The sequence below is a fragment of the Paenibacillus tengchongensis genome (assembly GCF_008973665.1).
Lineage (GTDB): Bacteria > Bacillota > Bacilli > Paenibacillales > Paenibacillaceae > Paenibacillus_AQ > Paenibacillus_AQ tengchongensis.
Map to the genome: position 1 here is coordinate 113,921 of NZ_WACP01000004.1, position 19,185 is coordinate 133,105.

Below are 19,185 nucleotides of genomic sequence, written 5' to 3' on the forward strand. Positions count from 1 at the left end.
ATTGCATTAGCGACTTCCTCAATTTATTGCCGCAGCGGACATCTGAAAGCGATTCGCATATCGTGGATACCTGAAGCTTATGCTTCCATGAAGTAAGAGCCGGCGCAGCCGGTCCATTTCAGTCCGGCAACACAAGAAGTGTGGCTTTGAGAGAAAGCTGAAGGAGTGAACGATTGAATGTTCAAGTTAAGCGAAATTAAGGAATTGATTAAACTTCTGGACCAGACCTCTTCCGTGCATGAGCTGGAAATCGAAAGCGAGGGCATGAAGCTGGCCATCCGTAAACCGGACCGGGCCGAAAGCGAGCAGACCGCCATTCCTGCGGTGCCTTATGCTTATCCTTTCGCGGCGGCTCCGCAACCGCAGCAGCCGAGTGTGCACCCGGCCGCGCCGGAAGCAGCCGTACCTTCTGCAGCGCCGGATGCTTCCCGGGACAGCCAGGGAACGTTACATAAAATTGTCTCACCGATGGTAGGCACCTTCTATAGTGCCGCCTCACCGGACTCCCCTTCTTTTGTCAGCGTCGGCGACCGTGTCCATGAGAAATCGACGGTCTGCATCATCGAAGCGATGAAGCTGATGAACGAGCTGGAAGCGGAAGTCAAAGGCGAGATCGTCTCCATTCTTGCCGAGAACGGCCAATTGGTGGAATACGGGCAGCCGCTCTTCCTGGTGAAGCCGGAATAGCTGCCGCGGACATACAGACGCTAAATATGGTTCGTTAACTTTGGGGGGAAAGTCATGAATATTCAGAAAGTGCTGATTGCCAACCGCGGCGAGATTGCGGTGCGCATTATCCGGGCATGCCGTGAAATGGGCATTTCCACCGTCGCAGTCTATTCGGAACCCGACCGGGATTCGCTGCATGTCCGGTTGGCCGACGAAGCCTACTGCATCGGGCCGATGCCGTCGAAGGACAGCTATTTGAACTTTACCAATATCGTGAGCGTTGCGACTTTGACCGAATGCGACGCCGTCCATCCCGGCTACGGATTCCTGGCAGAGAATGCCGATTTCGCGGAGATTTGCGAATCGTGCAACATCACCTTCATCGGACCTTCGCCGGAAGCGATCACCCGGATGGGGGATAAGGCAGTAGCCAAGGATACAATGAAGCAGGCCGGAGTGCCGGTCATTCCGGGCTCTGACGGCCTGGTGAACGACGTGAAGGAAGCGGTCGTTCTCGGCCGCGAGATCGGCTATCCGATCATCATCAAGGCTACGGCCGGAGGCGGAGGCAAGGGCATCCGCATCGCCGAGGATGAGGAAGCGCTTGTCAAGCAGATTACGGCGGCCCAGCAGGAAGCCCAGAAGGCGTTCGGCAACGCCGGCGTCTATCTGGAGAAGTTCCTGACCGGCATGAAGCATGTCGAGATCCAGATCATTGCCGACAAGCACGGCAACGTCGTCCATCTCGGCGAACGGGACTGCTCCGTGCAGCGCCGCCGCCAGAAGCTGGTGGAAGAGGCGCCGTGTCCCGTGCTGACCCCGGAGATCCGTACGGCCATGGGCGAAGCCGCCGTACGCGCGGCACTGGCAGTGGACTACTCCGGAGCCGGAACGCTGGAATTCCTGCTTGGTCCAGACGGACAGTTCTACTTCATGGAGATGAATACACGGATTCAGGTAGAGCATCCCGTGACAGAAATGGTGACGGGTGTCGACCTGATCAAGGAAATGATCTCCGTGGCGGAGGGTAACCCGCTCTCCTTCACTCAGGAGGACATCGTCATTAACGGCTGGGCGATTGAATGCCGTATCAATGCCGAGGATCCGGAGCGCAATTTCATGCCGTCGCCGGGCAAGATCGGCTTCTATCTGCCGCCGGGCGGACCCGGCGTGCGGGTGGACAGCGGGGCCTATCCGGGCTACACGATCTCGCCGTTCTACGATTCGATGATCGCCAAGCTGATCGTCTGGGCGCCTACCCGTCAGGAAGCCGTGCTCAAGATGAAGCGGGCGTTGGCCGAATTTGCCGTAGAGGGCATCCACACGACCATTCCGTTCCACCAGAAGCTGCTCGAGCATCCTGTATTTCTGGACGGCAATTTTGATATCAAGTTTCTGGAGGATTATGAAATTTAGTGCGGCCGAAGCTTGTTTGTCATAAAGTTCGTCAAATGATATAGTATGGTTAATAAGAGACGTGCTCCTGCGCCTTAGAATGTCGAACTATCTTTTTGTTGAAAGGTGTGTAGTCCATAATGAGTACAATTGGGACGGAATACGAGCGTACGGAGATCGGCGAAATCCAGATCGCTCCCGAAGTGATCGAGGTTATCGCGGGTCTGGCAACCGTTGAGGTCAAAGGTGTGGCAGGGATGAGCGGCGGCTTCGCCGGAGGTATCGTAGAGCTGCTCGGACGCAAGAACCTTTCCAAGGGTGTAAAGGTTGAGGTCGGACAGCGCGAAGCTGCGGTTGACGTGTCTGTGATTATTGAATACGGCTACCGTCTTCCGGAAGTGGCGGCGGAAATTCAGCGCAATGTGAAGCGTTCCATTGAGACGATGACCGGACTTACCGTTGTGGAAGTGAACGTGCAAATTCACGATGTCCAGTTCAAGAGCAGCGCCGGCGCCGATAAATCCGATGACAGCGAGACCGTTCTGCGCGTGAAATAAGGGCCACCCGGTCTTTCCTAAACCCCCGACGTCACTGTCGAGGGTTTACTCTAATTTTAGGAGGCATGTGATTGATGGCCAAAATTCTGGACAGGCTTCTGCTGTTTATTTACAGCTTAAGCATCGCGATATTATCTGTTATTGCCATCCTCCTCATCAGCGGAGCCATTCCCGATGTGCTGGAGATCGAGGCGGAGCCGCCGGTGTACATCGCATCCATCGCCGTTGCAGTGGTTCTGTTCCTGCTCAGCGTGCGTTTCTTCTACATCTCCCTGCGCCGTGAACGGGCTTCCCGGCCATCCGTGGATCAGCGTACGGAATACGGGGATATTCAAATCTCGATGGAGACTATCGAGAACCTGAGCCTTAAGGCCGCGGGTAAAGTGAAGGGCATCCGCGACCTGCGCTCCCGCATCCGCGTCTCCCAGGCGGGTCTGGAAATCATGATCCGCGCAGTGGTGGACGGCGAGCATTCCCTGCCGCTCCTGACTTCGGAGGTGCAGCGTCAGGTACATGATTTTGTGCAGGAAACGACGGGGATTCCGGTCGCCGACGTATCGGTTTATATTGCGAATCTAACACAAGCGCCAAGCTTCAAAAGCCGTGTGGAATAGAGGTGGGTTTCCCTAATGTCCTGGAAAGAAATTTGGGAAAGTCACGGGGGCCGTATCGCCGGAGTGACCTTCGGCGTCGTCCTGGGTGTTATTTATTTATTGGCCGGGTTTTGGGATATGCTGTTCTTTGCACTGGTTGTGTTCATTGGATATACGTTCGGCAAACGGAAGGATGCCGCCGAGCCTCCGCTTATACCGTGGCGGGAGCTGGTCGAGCGGTTGTCCGGACGCTGGCGTCCTTTTAAATGAACCGCGATATGCTTTTCACCGGAGCCTGGAACCCGTATGTCCGAGTGCCTGCTTATCGGTGGAGGGCTGCGCGGTTTTTTTGTTGGCCGGCAGTTGGCGGTGGTTTGCGGTATTCGGTTACCGCGAGGCGCCTACTTTACGCTTTTCAAGAAAAGGTTCGCCAGCACCTCAGTGACGGACACAGATGCGCTTATTTGGGTGTAGTAGCGCATAGATTAACCGCTGCAGCGGGAATAACAGCATCTGTGTCCTTAATTTAAGAGAGCAGCTAATAAAGAAACAAGGATTGGCTCCATATATGCAAGTTAGACATTTTAGGAGGTTTACATGAAAAGACGATTAGCAAGAGAACTGGTGGTGCAAAGCCTGTACCAGATGGAAATGAACGAAGTGGACAGTGCGGAGGCCGTGGAAATGCTGCTTGAAGAAGCCGGCGAAGAGAATGAAACGGAGCGCGTTATAACAGATGAAGTGCAGCTTAAAGCTTATGTGCTGGAGCATGTGGGCGGCGTATGGGAGCACAAAGCGGCAATTGACGATATTCTGGAGCATTACCTCAAGAACTGGCAGATGAGCCGCCTGTCGCGGGTCGACCGGCAGATTCTGCGCCTGGCCACCTATGAAATGGTGTTCGCCGGTGATGTGCCGGCCAAGGTCGCCGTCAATGAAGCTATTGAGCTGGCAAAGCATTTCGGCACCGATGATTCCGGCAAATTCGTCAACGGCGTCCTCGGTAAAATGATCGTGGAACTGGATTCTTTGAAGAACCGCTGAGCCGGTTGTTGCACCGAAAGGATTGCTTCGGTTTCAGCAGGTGAGCAGCTCCAATTGAGCCTCATACCAGGTTCATGGACATCACAGACTATCATCCCATCAATTACAGCCCCAGAAGGAGAGAGACAACTCATGACAGCAGCCATTATCAGCGGTAAACAAGTATCCGAAGACATTCGTAAGGACATTGCCCGTGAGGTAAAAGAACTTGCCGGACGCGGCGTGCAGCCCGGCCTTGCTGTCGTACTGGTCGGCGAGGACCCGGCTTCGCAGGTCTACGTCCGCAACAAGGAGAAATCCTGCATTGAGCTTGGCTTTCATTCCGAGGTGCACCGGCTGGATGCCGCAACTTCCCAGGAGGAGCTGCTTGCGCTGGTGGACGAGCTGAACCGCCGGGACAACATCGACGGCATTCTTGTCCAGTTGCCGCTTCCGAAGCATATTGAGGAGAAGGCGGTCATCGACGCTATCGCCGTCGAGAAGGATGTGGACGGCTTTCATCCGGTCAATGTCGGCAATCTCGTCATCGGCGACGACAGCCTGCTGCCCTGCACGCCGGCCGGCTGCATTGAGCTGATCAAACGGACGGGCACCGGCATTGCCGGCAAGCATGCTGTAGTCATCGGACGCAGCAATATTGTCGGGAAGCCGGTATCGCTGCTGCTGCAGCGCGAGAACGCTACCGTGACGATGTGCCATTCCCGCACGCAAAATATGGCCGAGCTGTGCCGGCAGGCCGATATTCTGGTGGTGGCCATCGGCCGGGCCCATATGATCGACGCTTCTTATGTGAAGCCGGGCGCTATCGTGATCGATGTGGGCATGAACCGGCTTGAGAACGGCAAGCTGGCGGGGGATGTTGATTATGAAAGCGCGAAAGAAGTCGCCGGCCACATTACTCCGGTTCCCGGAGGAGTTGGTCCGATGACCATTACGATGCTGATGCAGAATACACTGACCGCGGCCAAACGCCGCCACGGTCTGGAGTAGGTCCGGCTTATGGCGGAGAAGCAGGTCTATTCCATCAAGGAGCTTAACCGGTATATCCGCATGAAGCTGGATTCGGACAACCTTCTGTCCGATGTCTGGATCCGCGGAGAGATCTCGAACTTTACCCATCACGGCAGCGGGCATATGTATTTCACGCTGAAGGACGAGAGCAGCCGGATCAAGGCGATTATGTTCGCCTCGCATAACCAGCGGCTGCCCTTTGTACCGAAGGAGGGCACCAAGGTCATTGCCCGGGGCAATGTTACCGTCTATGAGCGGGACGGGCAATACCAGTTCTATGCGACGCATATGCAGCCGGACGGGATCGGCAGTCTGTATATGGCTTATGAGCAGCTTAAACGCAAGCTGGAGCAGGAGGGGCTGTTCGCGGCGGAGCGCAAGCGTCCGCTGCCGCGTTTCCCGCGTTGTGTCGGGGTGATTACCTCCCCGACCGGAGCGGCTGTGCGCGATATTATTATCACGCTGCAGCGGCGTTATCCGCAGGTGCCGATTCTGCTCTATCCTGTGCTGGTGCAGGGCAAAGGGGCCGCCTCTTCCATCGTGAAGGCCATCGAGACCCTCAATGCCACGGGGGAGCCCGACGTGCTGATCGTCGGGCGCGGCGGCGGCTCGCTGGAAGAGCTGTGGGCCTTCAATGAGGAGCCTGTGGCCCGGGCGATCGCCGCTTCGCGCATACCGGTCATTTCGGCCGTCGGCCATGAGACCGACTTTACGATCGCCGATTTCGCCGCCGATCTGCGGGCGGCGACCCCGACGGCGGCGGCCGAGCTGGCTGTGCCGCTGGCCGCTGAGCTGGCCGCGGCGCTGCGCACCGCCGAGGAGCGCCTGCGCCATGCGCTGCAGCGCCGCGCCCAGCGGGGCGGCGAGCGCCTGGCCGCGCTGCGCCGCTCGCTGGCGCTGGCCGGCCCGGGCCGCCAGCTCGCGCAGCACGCGCAGCGGCTGGACATGCTGCGCGTGGGGCTGTCGCGCGCAGTGCAGATGCGCCACCGCAGCGCGCGCGAGCGCCTGGCGGTGCAGCACCACAGCCTGCAGCGGTTTCACCCGCGCAGCAGCGTGAACGCGGCCCGCAAGCAGGCGGAGAGCCTGCAGCGCGAGCTGGCGGCAGCGATGCAGACGGTGCTGGCCGGCAAACGGTCGCGGTATGTCGCCGAGCTGCGGCATCTGGATGCGCTCAGCCCGCTGAAGGTGATGTCGCGCGGCTACAGCCTGGTCTACGATGAACGGGAAGAGCATCTGATCAAATCGCTGCAGGAAGTGAACCTGGGCGATCTGGTCAATATTAAATTAAGCGACGGACAGTTAAACTGCCAGGTATGGGGCATAAAGGAGGATGGCAAGACGGATGGCGAAGGAAACGAAGGAAACGAAACTTGATTTCGAGCAGGCGATGGAGCAATTAGAGGCGGTTGTGCGCGAACTGGAGCATGGGGACGTTCCGCTGGAGAAGGCGATCGATTTGTTTCAGCAGGGGATGAAGCTGTCCCAGCTGTGCGGCAACAAGCTGGAGCAGGTGGAGCGCAAGATTGAAATGATCACTGTGGAAGATGGTGAATTGCGCAAGAAACCGTTTGGCTCCCGGCTGGAAGGAGATGCCGATGAACCGTTCTGAGCATGAAGCAGCCGGTGCGGCACAGCCTTCGCTGGAACAATATATCGCGGAGGTCGGTACGCTCGTTATGCAGGAGCTGGAACAGACGCTTCCTCCTCATTGGAACATTCCGGACAACCTGAGGGAAGCGATGAATTATTCCCTGCAAGCAGGCGGCAAACGGCTGCGTCCGCTGCTCGTCGTTGCCGCCTGCGAAGCGCTGGGGGGCCGCCGCGAGGCGGCGCTGCCGGTGGCGGCGGCCATCGAGATGGTGCATACCTATTCGCTGGTCCATGACGATCTGCCGGCCATGGACAATGACGATTACCGGCGCGGCAAGCCGACGAACCATAAGGTGTTCGGCGAAGCGGCGGCAATTCTTGCCGGAGATGCGCTGCTGACCCACGCCTTCTTCAGTGTAGTGCAGGCTTCGCGGCGCTATGGCGTTCCTGCGGAGCAGGTGCTGTCCATCGTGGAGGACCTGGCCGAGATGGCAGGGCCGCGCGGCATGGTCGGCGGGCAGGTCGCCGACATGGAGGGGGAGCAGGGGCTGACTGACCTTTCGCAGCTGCAGTATATTCATCTGCACAAGACCGGCGACCTGATCATCTTCTCGCTGCTGGCCGGCGGAAGAATCGCCGGCGCGGATGAAGCGCAGCTCGCGGCGCTGTGCGAATTCGGCACCGGGATCGGCCTGGCCTTCCAGATCCAGGACGATATTCTTGACCTGATCGGCGACGAAGGCAAGCTTGGCAAGAAGACCGGCAGCGATATCCGCCAGCACAAAGTAACGTACCCGTACTTTATCGGCCTGGAAGCCTCGCGTGAAGAAGTCAAGCGCCTGACGGAAGCCGCGCGCGGCGCGGTGCTTGCCGGCGGATTCGCCGATCCGGCCAGACTGCTGGAAATTGCCGATTATCTGATGGCCAGAGATCACTAAGCCTTGTCTACATGAACGGCTGTATTTCGACAGCCGTTCAGTTTGTGTTATAATGGGTTTTATATTTTACAACATCCAGGAAAGCGGGGAAATTCTCGTGCTGCTTCCACAAATCAATAATCCTGAACAACTGAAATCCTTGTCCATCGAGGAGCTGGCTACCCTGGCGGAGGAAATCCGCAGGTTTCTGGTCGAGAAGCTGTCCGTTACGGGAGGACATCTTGCCTCGAATCTGGGAGTAGTGGAGCTCACGCTGGCCCTGCATTACTGTTATGATAGTCCGCGGGACAAGATGATTTTCGATGTGGGTCACCAGGCTTACGTTCACAAGATATTAACCGGCCGCCAGGACCGGTTCGATTCGTTGCGCAAGAATGGCGGGCTGTGCGGCTTCGTTAAGCGCACCGAAAGCGAGCATGACGTCTGGGAGGCCGGACACAGCAGCACTTCGCTGTCTGCAGCCATGGGTATGGCGATGGCCCGCGATATGAAGGGCGAAGACAACAAGGTGATTGCAGTGATCGGCGACGGCGCGCTGACGGGCGGCATGGCCTTTGAAGCGCTGAACCATATCGGACATGAGAAGCGCAAGCTGATGGTCATACTGAATGACAACGAAATGTCGATTGCCCCGAATGTCGGCGCCATGCACAACTATTTAAGCAAGATTCGTTCCGACCGTCATTACCTGCGGGCCAAGGACGAGGTGGAGGGGCTGCTAAAGAAGATCCCGGCCATCGGCGGCAAGCTTGCCAAGACAGCGGAGCGTGTCAAGGACAGCCTCAAGTATATGATGGTGCCGGGCGTGCTGTTTGAAGAACTGGGCTTCACTTATCTCGGTCCGGTGGACGGACATGATCTGGAGAAGGTGATCGACGCCTTCCATCAGGCGGACAATGTAGCCGGCCCCGTGCTGGTCCATGTGCTGACCACCAAGGGCAAAGGCTACAAGCCGGCGGAAGCCGATTCTTATAAATGGCACGGCATCTCCCCGTACAAGATCGAATCGGGACAGGTGCTGCAGGCGGTCGGCAATCCGATGTATACGGATGTGTTCGGCCAGACCCTGATTGAGCTTGGCCATCAGGATAAACGGCTGGTTGCCGTAACTCCGGCCATGCCCGGCGGCTCGGGTCTGTTCCCGTTCGCCAAGGAATTTCCGGACCGGATGATTGATGTCGGCATTGCCGAGCAGCATGCCGCGACGCTGTGTGCGGCGCTGGCGATGGAAGGAATGAAGCCGGTGTACGCCGTCTACTCCACCTTCATGCAGCGCGCATATGACCAGATCGTGCATGACATCTGCCGCCATAATGCCAATGTTATCTTTGCCATTGACCGTGCAGGCTTCGTCGGAGCGGACGGCGAGACGCATCAGGGCGTGTATGACATCGCCTTCATGCGCCATATTCCGAACATCGTCCTGATGATGCCGAAGGACGAGAACGAGCTGCGGCATATGATGAAGACCGCCCTTGATTATAACGACGGTCCGATTGCCTACCGCTATCCGCGGATTAACGGCACAGGAGTGGCACTGGACAGCGAGCTGAAATCTCTGCCGATCGGCACCTGGGAGCGTACCCGTCCCGGAGACGATTACGCGGTGCTGGCCTGCGGGCCGATGGTGCAGGTGGCCGAGGAAGCGGCTGACCAGCTGAAGCGCGAAGGCATTCAGCTTGGCGTCGTCAACGCCAGATTCCTCAAGCCGCTGGACGGGCAGATGCTGCTGGAACTTGCAAACGCCGGAACGGGCATGGTCGTGCTGGAGGAGGCAAGCCAGGCGGGAAGCCTGGGCAGTGCCGTGTTGGAATACTACTCCGAGCATGAGATATATGATGCCCGCGTCCATTTGATGGGCGTGCCGGATGTATTCATTGAACACGGCTCGATCAAAGAGCAGCGCCAGCAGACCGGACTGACTGCGGAAGCGCTGTGCGCCCGTATCAAAGCCATGAGGGCGAAGAGCAATTTTAACTATAAGACGACTTCTTTTTCCTAAGATACTGCAAGTCCGCTTACGGGCATGCTGTAGGGAACAATCGGGAGATGACCATGGAACACCCTAAAGAACGGATTGATGTGCTGCTGGTGGAGCAGGGATTTTATGAGAGCCGTGAGAAGGCTAAGGCGGCTATTATGGCCGGCCTGGTGCTGGCGGATGAAGAACGGATCGAGAAGGCGGGAATGAAGGTCTCCCGCGGCTCGGTGCTAAAGGTTAAAGGTGCGGTGCATCCGTACGTCAGCCGCGGCGGACTGAAGCTGGAGAAGGCGCTGCGTCATTTCGGTGTTCCCATGAACGGACGCGTCATGCTGGATATTGGCGCGTCTACCGGCGGTTTTACCGACTGCGCGCTGCAGAACGGGGCAAGTCATGTGTATGCCGTCGATGTCGGATATAACCAGCTGGATTGGAGCCTGCGTAATGATGACCGCGTGACCGTTATGGAGCGGACCAACTTCCGCTACATGACGCCGGGCGATTTGCAGGGGCCTGCGCCTGATGTGGCCAGCATCGACGTTTCTTTTATATCCCTCAAGATTATTCTGCCGCCGCTTATGGCACTGCTGAACCGGCCGGGAGATATTCTGGCCCTGATCAAGCCGCAGTTTGAGGCCGGACGCGAGAAGGTCGGCAAATCCGGCGTAGTACGCGACCCGGCGGTGCATAAGGAAGTGCTGCTCCATGTGCTGGGTATGGCTGCTGAGCTGGGCTATTCCTTGCAGGGGCTGACCTTCTCGCCGATCACCGGGGGAGAAGGCAACATCGAGTTCCTGGCCCACTGGCAGCTGCAGACCGGAAACAAAGCGGAAGCGGAGGAGCCCGGCGGCATTCCGGCAGAGTCCTTTGCGTCCCTCGCCGATACTGTCATTAAGGACGCCGCAGCAACATTTACTGCTAATACGAATGGAAACTCATCGAAGAAACGATGAGTTTCTTTTGTTGCTCCGCTTAAGCTGAAGTATTGCCTCGGACGCCTGGGGGCCGGCAGGAATATGCCACCTGCCGCGCGAACTATTCTAGGATGAGGTGATATATGGTGGCAAACGCGGACAGAGCCGTGATGGCGCTGATTATTCTGGCGGCAGCGGTTTTTGCAATCTACCGGATTTACGTATGGCTGCAGAAATCGCCGGGCTCCTATCTCAAGGACCGGATCCCCCTCAATGATGAGATTGAGCCGCATCCGGCTCTGGAGATTCTGGAGGGGGAAGGCTATGAAGTAGTCGGAGGCAAACTCAAGATTCCGCTAGTCTTCACATTGGACGGCTCTTCATTATACAGCCGGCTGTTTATTGATTATGTAGCGGCCCGGAATGAAGATTCGCTCTATCTGGTCATCTTGTCACGGCCGCGCAAAATGCTGGAGTTTACCGGCAGCGGACTGCGCGATGCACTTTTGCCGTATCTGCTGATCTATCCGGAATGCAGCGGTGTGTTGTATGTAGATACTGCAGCCTCGGCCGTGCATCTGATCCGGCTGGGCAGAGACGACGGAGAATCCGATTAACAGTTTCAAACCTATACCTATACAGGAGGCAATATGAAGGGACACAGGCATATCAAAATACGGGAAATTATTACCCAACAGGAGATTGAAACGCAGGACGAATTGGTGGATGCTCTGCGTGACGCCGGCTTTCAGGTCACTCAGGCCACAGTCTCCCGCGATATTAAGGAACTGCTGCTGATCAAGGTTCCCATGGATGACGGGAGATACAAATATTCGCTTCCCACCGACCAGCGTTACAACCCAGTGCAGAAGCTGAAACGGGTACTCGTCGACAATTTCGTACACATCGATTCCTCCGGCAATCTGGTCGTGATGAAGTGTCTGCCGGGTACGGCCAACTCTGTTGCAGCGCTTATCGACAATATCGACTGGCCGCAGATTATGGGCACGATTTCGGGCGATGACACGATCCTGATTATCTGCCGTCAGGCGGAGGACAGTCAGTTGGTTATTTCCCAGATTATGGGGTATATTTCCTGAGTTTTATCCAGCCTGCTGGGCAATTGTCTTTTCGGAGGTGCAGTATTCGTGTTAGAAACATTGTCGATCCGCAATCTCGCGGTTGTAGAGAGTGTTGATGTGTTATTTTATCCCGGGTTTCATGTGCTGACCGGTGAGACCGGTGCGGGGAAATCGATTATTATTGATGCGCTTGGTATGATTGCCGGGGGCCGCGCCTCTGCGGATTCTATCCGCTACGGCTGCGACAAAGCAGAAATGGAAGCGCTGTTCAGTCTGCCGGCCGGTCATCCCGTATGGGAAACGCTGGATAAGCTGGGCATCTCCGCACAACCGGAGGAGCATTTGGTGATCCGGCGCGAAATTACTTCGCAGGGGAAGAGCATCTCCCGGGTCAACGGTCAAATGGTCAATCTGACGATGCTCCGGGAAATCGGAGAGCAGCTGGTGAACATTCACGGGCAGCATGAGCATCAGAACCTGCTGAAGCCTGAGCGCCATCTCGGACTGCTGGACACCTACGGTGAAGCCGTCATTGGCCCCCTTAAAGCGGACTATCAGGAGAAATACAACGCCTTCGCCAAAGTTGAAAAAGAATTGCGTGAACTGCAGGAATCAAGCCAGAAGGCTTATCAGATGCTTGATCTGTACCGCTTCCAGCTCGAAGAAATATCGGCTGCGCGGCTAAAACCGGGTGAGGATGAATTACTTGCCGAAGAACGGGTCAAACTATCCCATAGCGAGAAAATGATGGATTCCGTCTCCGGCGCCTATGAGATGCTGTATGAACGGCAGGGCATTGATGCCATCGGCAACGTCATCTCTAGGCTGGAGGATGCTGTCCGTTACGATGAGAAAGGCCTGCGCTCGGTGCTGGAGCAGCTGCAGTCGGCCTTTTATCAATTGGAGGATGCCGCTTTCCAGCTCCGCGATTACCGTGAAGACATCGAATTTAATCCGGTGCGCCTGGAGGAGATTGAGAACAGGCTGGATCTGATTACCGGCTTGCGGCGGAAATACGGCGACAGCGTCGAACAGATCCTGGCGTATTATGAGCAAATCAGCCGCGAAACCGACCTGCTTGAGAACAAAGATGAGTATATCGGTAAACTTACGGTCAAACGCGACGCCCTGCTGGTCACTTTGATGGCGGCGGCCGAAGCGCTCAGTGAAGCGCGCCGCCAATGCGCCGCCGACCTCGCCACGCAGGTGGAAGGGGAGCTGAAAGACCTGCAAATGGAGCGAACCTCCCTTCAGGTCAAGCTGGACCGGCTGGAAGATCCGCGCGGCATTGAGTATGAAGGCCGGCGTTACCGGCTGACCCGGCAGGGCATTGACAGCGCCGAGTTCATGATCTCCCCAAATCCGGGCGAGCCGCTCCGGCCGCTTGGCAAAATCGCCTCCGGCGGGGAGCTGTCGCGGATTATGCTGGCGATGAAGAGTATCTTCGCCCGGCACGATGCCATTCCCGTCCTGATCTTCGATGAGGTGGATACCGGCGTCAGCGGACGGGCGGCACAGTCGATTGCCGACAAGCTGTACAAGCTGTCCGGCACCTGTCAGGTGTTCTCCATCACCCATCTGCCGCAGGTTGCCTGCATGGCCGATCACCAATATTTAATCCGAAAGAAAGTCGAAGACGGCCGGACAATGACCGAAGTGGAATCGTTGTCGCCGGATGGCCGGGTGATGGAACTCGCCCGGATGCTGGGCGGCGTGGAAATCACCGAGAAGACGCTGCATCACGCCCAGGAAATGCTCGGCCTGGCTGAGGCCAGCAAGGCGGCGCTGCGTTAGGCGGGACAATGATTGACAGTAATAAAAGCCTGGGGGCAAGGTTATCTTATAGGTACGCAATTGGCGACCACCTTTTTCGTCAAGCGAAAGAAGCAAAAGGGAGCGTGACAGCCATTGAACCGTAACCTCAGGAAGTTTATGCCTGGCCTTTTATTTGCCTTCTTTCTCAGCTTATCAGGCATTATGGGACCCGTACAAAGCTCGGCTGCCCCGGCGGAATATGCACCTTCCCGGCCGGCGCAGAGCTTTGACGAGCCGCTTAAGGTTATTCCCGGCGGCCAGACCATCGGCGTGAAGGTGAAATCCGCCGGAGTGCTTGTCGTGGGTCATCATCTGGTTGAGGTATCTCCCGAGGTAAAGCTTTCACCCGGTGAGAACAGCGGGCTGGTGCCCGGTGATTTAATGGTATCCATCGACGGTATCAAGCTGGATGAAGTATCCAAGGTTTCCAAGCTGGTGGAACGCGCCGGCAAGGCGGATAAGCCGCTCTCCATTGTTTATAAGCGGGACGGCAAAGAGCAGACTGCCAGGCTGAAGCCGGCTTATGACCGCAATGACAGGGTATGGCGGCTGGGGCTATACATCCGCGATTCGGCCGCAGGAGTAGGAACCTTAACCTTCTACGCTCCCGAGCAGGGCGTTTATGGCGCACTCGGTCATGTCATTACCGATATGAACACCGGGACTCCAATCGTAGTCGGCAGCGGTCACATTGTCCAGTCGAGCGTAACCTCGATCTCCAAGAGCCAGGATGGCGATCCCGGCGAGAAGCGGGCGATCTTTCTCAAGGAGAGCCAGGTTCTCGGCAACGTCGAAAGCAACACCGATTTCGGTATTTTCGGCAAGATGACGCGCAATCCGGAGCACAGCCTGTACTCGAGGCCGATTCCGGTAGCTAAGAGCCACGAGGTCAAAGAAGGGCCGGCACAAATTCTGACGGTGGTGGACGGCCAGCAGGTCGAGCGTTTCAATGTTGAGATAATTCATGTCGCCCGCCAGCAGTCCCCGGCTACCAAAGGAATGGTGCTGCGCATTACGGACCCGCGTCTGATCGAGAAGACCGGTGGCATCGTGCAGGGGATGAGCGGCAGTCCGATTGTCCAGGAAGGCCGTCTGATCGGCGCAGTGACCCATGTATTCGTCAACGATCCGAAATCCGGATACGGCTGTTTTATCGAATGGATGCTTAAAGACTCCGGTGTGGCAGGCCAATTGCAGCAGTTCCCTTACAATCTTAAGGCCGTATAGCCTTAAGATTTTTTTGTCGAAGGGAAGTGAGAAAACTCGAACCATGAAGTAAAATATTTAATTATAAATCAATGCTCAAAAAAAATAAAGAAAAATAATTTTCGACAGAAGGAGTTTTGAGCTCGCTGTCGAAAACGTAAAGGAGCTAAAAGCTATGTGTATTTATTTTACAGACAGGCATAAATAAGGAGGAAGCAGCCAGTGCAGAATATTGAAGTGTTGTTGGCCGATGATAACAGGGAATTTACGAATTTATTGGCCGAGTATATTACGGAACAGGATGATATGACCGTAACCGGCATCGCCTATAATGGTGAAGAAGTGCTGCAAATGCTGAGCTCAGCCCGCAAAATTCCTGACGTCCTCATTCTGGATATCATCATGCCGCATCTGGATGGACTTGGTGTTCTGGAGCGCCTGCGCGATATGGATCTGAATCCGCAGCCGAAGATCATCATGCTAACCGCCTTCGGCCAGGAGAACATCACTCAAAGAGCTGTGCAGCTTGGAGCATCTTATTATATTTTGAAGCCGTTTGATATGGAGGTGTTGGCCAACCGTGTACGTCAGCTGGTAGGCACTCCCGGCAATATCAGCACTTCAGCGGGTTCCGCGGTCTTTACGCCCAAGCCGGGCAACAGCAATGTGGTTCCCCTGTCCAAGGGCAAGAACCTTGATGCGAACATTACCTCGATTATTCACGAAATCGGCGTTCCTGCGCATATCAAAGGCTACCAATATTTGCGCGAAGCGATCACGATGGTGTATAACAATATCGAAATTCTTGGTGCCATTACCAAGACGCTGTACCCGGCCATTGCCGAGAAATTCAAGACAACGCCTTCACGCGTAGAACGGGCAATCCGGCATGCGATTGAAGTGGCCTGGACCCGCGGTAACATCGACAGCATCTCCCACCTGTTCGGCTACACCATTAATATCTCCAAATCGAAGCCAACCAACTCGGAGTTTATTGCCATGGTAGCTGACAAGCTGCGGATTGAGCATAAGGTCTCTTGAAAGGGTAAGGATCAGGATACGTGATAACGGAGCATTCTTCACCGGTCTGAACGTTAGCCGGCGGAGAATGCTTTGTTTGTCGTCAGGAAGAATACAGCAGGAGTTATATTACATAGAGGGAGCGGTAAGCAAACCATGAATGCAGCGGAATTTCAGGCATATGTACAGGAGTTTAGCCGGATCAAGGGCTTTGAAAGCACGATTGAACAGAGAATGCTCTATTTGATGAGCGAGGTAGGGGAGCTGGCCAAGGAGGTGCTGGCCGTCTCTTATGCGCCGGATGCGGAGAAGCGGGAGAACCTGGGCCATGAAATGTTTGATGTGGTGTGGAATATTTTTGACCTTGCGAACAAGCTCGGTATCCCGCTGGAGGAAGCCTTCCGCCAAAAGATGGCTATCAACGACAGCCGGACCTGGGACTAAAAAAATACGCCAAACAGGCAAGCCGTATTGTTAACGGCTTGCCTGTTTAGTCTGCTGCTCTATTTACATCCGTCTTGACAGCTATCCTTCATCCGGAAGGTCAACGCCAATCTCTGTACCGGCAATTTATGCTCCGTCATGTCCGCTTAATTTACAGAAGCGGACAGCAAAGCGGAAATAACTTTTGCTGCCTCTGCACGGGTGGCAGTGGCTTTAGGAGCGAAGCTGCCGTCTGCCCGGCCGGCGAGGATGCCTTTCTCGGCGGCGACGCTTACTGCGTCCTTGGCCCAGGCGCTGATGGCAGCGGCATCGCTGAAGGTGGACGCAGCGGATGGAGACAGTGCCTTGCCTGCGCGTAAATCCAGCCCTTGCTTGGCCATCACGGCCATCTGCTCGCGGGTGATGGAAGAGCCAGGTGCGAACGTGTCAGCGGTGATGCCGCCGGCCAGCTTGTTCTCCACAACGGCTGCGACGGAACCGGCATACCAGGCCGATGCCGGCACATCCTTAAAGCCGGCGGCAGCGGTTGCCTTCAGGTTCAAGGCCTTAGCCAGCATACCGGCAAATTCGGCGCGGGTGACCAGGCCGCTCGGATCGAAGGCATCGGCGGTTTTGCCTGAGAGGATTCCTTTGGCCGCGAGTCCGCTGATATACGAAGCAGCCCAGTGATTAGCCGGCACATCCTTAAAGCTGGCTGCCACAGGTTGCTCACTGCTTGCTCCCGGTACCGAAGGGGTTACCGCTTTACTGACATCCAGGGTGAAGATGCCGAAGCCTTTATCATCCACTTGGCCGGTGTACTTAATGTTATCGGTCTCTTTGGCGTATACCTCTGCTTTGGGAGAGGAAGTGAACGTAACCTGCACATTGCCGGAAATCGGAGCAATCGACCAGTTGTTGTCGGCGGTCGGATTAATCGTTTTGCTGGCGGTAATGTAATCCATCAGGATCTGGCGGTTCTCGTCCGGGGAATCAATGATATATTTGCTGCCCTTGACGCCCGGGAAGTTACCGCCGCCGCTTGCACGATAATTATTGGTAGCCACAATGAATTCCTGCTCGGGATCAAGCGGCTGACCGTTGTACTGCAGATTGAGAATCCGGCTGGAGCTTCCATCATTGAGTGTGCCGTCCGGTTTGTACTTGGCCGGCTTGGTCACATCTACCTGGTAGGTTACACCGTCAATGACATCGAAGTTGTAGACGGCGAACGACGGGTTCAGCAGCTCCTGCACTTCGGCCTTCGCCGGGTCGATCTGATTGAATTTGCCGGCCGTCATTTCCAGCCATTCCTTCACAACAGAGCCTTTAACCAGAATAGCTTTCAGAGTGTTGTCATACAGGTACAAATCGCCTGCGCTCTTGATGGCCAGCGGTCCTGCCGCGATATCGGTGTACTCTTCAGGGCCGTTGCGTCCAGCCTTAAATGGGGCGCCTACGGACAGTACCGGAGTATTCGCGTATTGCGGCAGATTTTTTTGGATATAGTCTTCGACATACAGCTTCTGGGCAGTCGTGACAATCTGCACGGAAGGATCATCCTGAACGAGGCCGAAATAGCTGTAAATCGGACCGGTCGTTGTTCCGATTGGACTGTTGGCATACTTAATCGTAGCTTCGTGATCCGGCAGGACAGCGTCCACAATAGCCTGGTCTGCGTCAACTGCCGATTTTTTGGCGACGGAATCATAGATGCCTCTGGTGGAGGACTGCGAGGAGGCGACCTTCCATTTGCCGTTTTCTTTCTCCAGCGTCAGATCGATCAGCCCCAGGTTGCTTCCGCCGTAGCCGGCTTGCACGGCCGGGACGCCGTTGATGGTGCCTTTGGCATTGTCCACGCCCGGCAGAACCTTGCCGGAAGCATCTTTGAACAGCGCATCCAAGGACTTCTCGTCGGCGGCCGGGAACACTTTATGGGTATGGGAGAAGGTGATGGCGTCAATACCCGGCACTTTGCTCAGCGGCAGGATGGCATCCTCTGCTTTGACATTTGCCTCCGCACTGCCGTTAAAGCCGGAGTGGGTCATGGCAATGACAAGATCGGCGCCGGCGGCCCGGATCTCCGGTACGAATTTCTCCGCTGTGGCGACGATATCTTTGGTAATGACTTTGCCTTCCAGATGGGCCTTGTCCCATTCTGTGATCTGTGGAGTCACGAGGCCAAGTACGCCGATTTTGAGGGTCTGGGTGTTGCCGGCTTCATCTTTGTAGGACTTGGTAATTATTTCGTACGGCTTGTACTGGTTGACGTCGTTGTCCGGATTGCTATCCTTATCGTCCTTGTAAACATTGGCATTGATATACGGAAAGTTCGCGCCTTTGATGGCTTGATCCAGATATTCCAGCCCGTAATTGAATTCATGGTTGCCAAAGGTGGCCGCGTCGTAGCCCAGCAAATTCATCGCTTTATAGACCGGGTGGATTTCATTTCCTTCAATGGGGTCAACCAGCGCTTTATAGGTGCCGAGCGGAGTGCCTTGAATCAGGTCGCCATTGTCTACAAGCAGTGTGTTGGCGGCTTCGACGCGCGCTTGCTTGATAAGCGTGGCCGTCCGGGCGAGACCCACAGTCAGCGAGTCAGCGCTCTTGTAATAGTCATAAGACAGCAGGTTGGTGTGAATGTCTGTAGTTTCCATAATTCGTACTTTCATTGTTGCATCTGCCGCGGCAGCCGAGGCAAACATTCCGCCAAGTGGAAGTGTTGCCAGGGAGAGTGTCAGTGCAGACAGGGCTGTTTTACGCCAAACAGAACTTGTTTTGTACGTCATGAAATCTTTCATCCCTTCTATATGTTAAGATATGTAACAAATACAAAGAACATTATAATGGAATTTACTTAAAATTAACATATTGAAAACAAAAAACTCTATTTTCCTTGTGGGGGAGAAACAGATCCTGTGATAAGGGAGACTATATAGAGGTGAAA

The 19,185-nt window shown here is 55.7% G+C and carries 19 protein-coding genes; 18 read left to right on the forward strand and 1 reads right to left on the reverse strand.

The annotated features are described in order from the left end of the window. Nucleotides 1-177 precede the first annotated feature (177 nt). The 18 genes from accB to F1381_RS08270 all read left to right on the forward strand — a co-directional run bounded on the left by accB (nucleotide 178) and on the right by F1381_RS08270 (nucleotide 16,259). A complete protein-coding gene (gene accB / locus F1381_RS08185; protein WP_151734343.1) occupies nucleotides 178-687 on the forward strand; it encodes an acetyl-CoA carboxylase biotin carboxyl carrier protein in 510 nt (169 codons plus the stop codon). A 54-nt stretch (nucleotides 688-741) separates the two neighbouring features. Then, nucleotides 742-2,085, forward strand: a complete 1,344-nt coding sequence (accC, locus tag F1381_RS08190) for an acetyl-CoA carboxylase biotin carboxylase subunit (RefSeq protein ID WP_151734344.1) — start codon at nucleotides 742-744, stop codon at nucleotides 2,083-2,085. A gap of 119 nt (nucleotides 2,086-2,204) precedes the next feature. Then, nucleotides 2,205-2,621: an Asp23/Gls24 family envelope stress response protein gene (locus tag F1381_RS08195; protein WP_151734345.1), complete on the forward strand. Its 417-nt coding sequence runs from the start codon at nucleotides 2,205-2,207 to the stop codon at nucleotides 2,619-2,621. 74 nt (nucleotides 2,622-2,695) lie between these two features. Next, on the forward strand, nucleotides 2,696-3,235 hold the full coding sequence (amaP, locus tag F1381_RS08200) for an alkaline shock response membrane anchor protein AmaP (RefSeq protein ID WP_151734346.1): 540 nt from the start codon (nucleotides 2,696-2,698) through the stop codon (nucleotides 3,233-3,235). A 15-nt stretch (nucleotides 3,236-3,250) separates the two neighbouring features. Continuing rightward, a complete protein-coding gene (locus F1381_RS08205; protein ID WP_151734347.1) occupies nucleotides 3,251-3,484 on the forward strand; it encodes a DUF2273 domain-containing protein in 234 nt (77 codons plus the stop codon). Nucleotides 3,485-3,811: 327 nt separating this feature from the next. Next, nucleotides 3,812-4,258, forward strand: a complete 447-nt coding sequence (gene nusB, locus F1381_RS08210; RefSeq protein ID WP_151734348.1) for a transcription antitermination factor NusB — start codon at nucleotides 3,812-3,814, stop codon at nucleotides 4,256-4,258. A gap of 132 nt (nucleotides 4,259-4,390) precedes the next feature. Further along, the gene (gene folD / locus F1381_RS08215; RefSeq protein ID WP_151734349.1) at nucleotides 4,391-5,248 is read left to right on the forward strand and encodes a bifunctional methylenetetrahydrofolate dehydrogenase/methenyltetrahydrofolate cyclohydrolase FolD; all 858 of its coding nucleotides are present in this window, start codon (nucleotides 4,391-4,393) and stop codon (nucleotides 5,246-5,248) included. 9 nt (nucleotides 5,249-5,257) lie between these two features. Further along, nucleotides 5,258-6,643, forward strand: coding sequence for an exodeoxyribonuclease VII large subunit (gene xseA, locus F1381_RS08220; RefSeq protein ID WP_151734350.1), 1,386 nt, complete (start codon nucleotides 5,258-5,260; stop codon nucleotides 6,641-6,643). Further along, complete coding sequence (gene xseB, locus F1381_RS08225; RefSeq protein ID WP_151734351.1) at nucleotides 6,612-6,878, forward strand: exodeoxyribonuclease VII small subunit; 267 nt, start codon at nucleotides 6,612-6,614, stop codon at nucleotides 6,876-6,878. Before xseA ends, xseB begins: the two co-directional genes overlap by 32 nt. Before the next feature lie 67 nt (nucleotides 6,879-6,945). Further along, on the forward strand, nucleotides 6,946-7,797 hold the full coding sequence (locus F1381_RS08230) for a polyprenyl synthetase family protein (RefSeq protein WP_151734632.1): 852 nt from the start codon (nucleotides 6,946-6,948) through the stop codon (nucleotides 7,795-7,797). Nucleotides 7,798-7,894: 97 nt separating this feature from the next. Beyond that, nucleotides 7,895-9,799, forward strand: a complete 1,905-nt coding sequence (dxs, locus tag F1381_RS08235; protein WP_151734352.1) for a 1-deoxy-D-xylulose-5-phosphate synthase — start codon at nucleotides 7,895-7,897, stop codon at nucleotides 9,797-9,799. 53 nt (nucleotides 9,800-9,852) lie between these two features. Further along, nucleotides 9,853-10,731, forward strand: coding sequence for a TlyA family RNA methyltransferase (locus tag F1381_RS08240; RefSeq protein ID WP_151734353.1), 879 nt, complete (start codon nucleotides 9,853-9,855; stop codon nucleotides 10,729-10,731). Nucleotides 10,732-10,835: 104 nt separating this feature from the next. Continuing rightward, nucleotides 10,836-11,309 carry a hypothetical protein gene (locus F1381_RS08245; protein WP_151734354.1) on the forward strand — a complete coding sequence of 158 codons (474 nt, stop codon included), beginning with the start codon at nucleotides 10,836-10,838 and terminating at the stop codon, nucleotides 11,307-11,309. A gap of 33 nt (nucleotides 11,310-11,342) precedes the next feature. Next, the gene (gene ahrC / locus F1381_RS08250; RefSeq protein ID WP_151734355.1) at nucleotides 11,343-11,792 is read left to right on the forward strand and encodes a transcriptional regulator AhrC/ArgR; all 450 of its coding nucleotides are present in this window, start codon (nucleotides 11,343-11,345) and stop codon (nucleotides 11,790-11,792) included. A gap of 48 nt (nucleotides 11,793-11,840) precedes the next feature. Then, on the forward strand, nucleotides 11,841-13,568 hold the full coding sequence (gene recN, locus F1381_RS08255; RefSeq protein WP_151734356.1) for a DNA repair protein RecN: 1,728 nt from the start codon (nucleotides 11,841-11,843) through the stop codon (nucleotides 13,566-13,568). A 114-nt stretch (nucleotides 13,569-13,682) separates the two neighbouring features. Further along, a complete protein-coding gene (gene spoIVB, locus F1381_RS08260) occupies nucleotides 13,683-14,816 on the forward strand; it encodes a SpoIVB peptidase (protein WP_246187954.1) in 1,134 nt (377 codons plus the stop codon). A 201-nt stretch (nucleotides 14,817-15,017) separates the two neighbouring features. Then, nucleotides 15,018-15,836: a sporulation transcription factor Spo0A gene (spo0A, locus tag F1381_RS08265; RefSeq protein WP_151734357.1), complete on the forward strand. Its 819-nt coding sequence runs from the start codon at nucleotides 15,018-15,020 to the stop codon at nucleotides 15,834-15,836. A gap of 135 nt (nucleotides 15,837-15,971) precedes the next feature. Then, nucleotides 15,972-16,259 carry a MazG nucleotide pyrophosphohydrolase domain-containing protein gene (locus tag F1381_RS08270; RefSeq protein WP_151734358.1) on the forward strand — a complete coding sequence of 96 codons (288 nt, stop codon included), beginning with the start codon at nucleotides 15,972-15,974 and terminating at the stop codon, nucleotides 16,257-16,259. Between the two features lie 146 nt (nucleotides 16,260-16,405). On the opposite strand, the gene F1381_RS08275 is transcribed toward F1381_RS08270, so the two are convergent. Beyond that, entirely contained in the window at nucleotides 16,406-19,027 is a 2,622-nt protein-coding gene (locus F1381_RS08275) for a bifunctional 2',3'-cyclic-nucleotide 2'-phosphodiesterase/3'-nucleotidase (protein WP_425495257.1), read from the reverse strand. Nucleotides 19,028-19,185: the final 158 nt, after the last annotated feature.

Coding starts and splice junctions, on each gene's coding strand:
- accB (WP_151734343.1), top strand. CDS start 178: ATGTTCAAGTTAAGCGAAATTAAGGAATTGATTAAACTTCTGGACCAG.
- accC (WP_151734344.1), top strand. CDS start 742: ATGAATATTCAGAAAGTGCTGATTGCCAACCGCGGCGAGATTGCGGTG.
- F1381_RS08195 (WP_151734345.1), top strand. CDS start 2,205: ATGAGTACAATTGGGACGGAATACGAGCGTACGGAGATCGGCGAAATC.
- amaP (WP_151734346.1), top strand. CDS start 2,696: ATGGCCAAAATTCTGGACAGGCTTCTGCTGTTTATTTACAGCTTAAGC.
- F1381_RS08205 (WP_151734347.1), top strand. CDS start 3,251: ATGTCCTGGAAAGAAATTTGGGAAAGTCACGGGGGCCGTATCGCCGGA.
- nusB (WP_151734348.1), top strand. CDS start 3,812: ATGAAAAGACGATTAGCAAGAGAACTGGTGGTGCAAAGCCTGTACCAG.
- folD (WP_151734349.1), top strand. CDS start 4,391: ATGACAGCAGCCATTATCAGCGGTAAACAAGTATCCGAAGACATTCGT.
- xseA (WP_151734350.1), top strand. CDS start 5,258: ATGGCGGAGAAGCAGGTCTATTCCATCAAGGAGCTTAACCGGTATATC.
- xseB (WP_151734351.1), top strand. CDS start 6,612: ATGGCGAAGGAAACGAAGGAAACGAAACTTGATTTCGAGCAGGCGATG.
- F1381_RS08230 (WP_151734632.1), top strand. CDS start 6,946: ATGCAGGAGCTGGAACAGACGCTTCCTCCTCATTGGAACATTCCGGAC.
- F1381_RS08240 (WP_151734353.1), top strand. CDS start 9,853: ATGGAACACCCTAAAGAACGGATTGATGTGCTGCTGGTGGAGCAGGGA.
- F1381_RS08245 (WP_151734354.1), top strand. CDS start 10,836: ATGGTGGCAAACGCGGACAGAGCCGTGATGGCGCTGATTATTCTGGCG.
- ahrC (WP_151734355.1), top strand. CDS start 11,343: ATGAAGGGACACAGGCATATCAAAATACGGGAAATTATTACCCAACAG.
- F1381_RS08270 (WP_151734358.1), top strand. CDS start 15,972: ATGAATGCAGCGGAATTTCAGGCATATGTACAGGAGTTTAGCCGGATC.
- F1381_RS08275 (WP_425495257.1), bottom strand. CDS start 19,027: ATGACGTACAAAACAAGTTCTGTTTGGCGTAAAACAGCCCTGTCTGCA.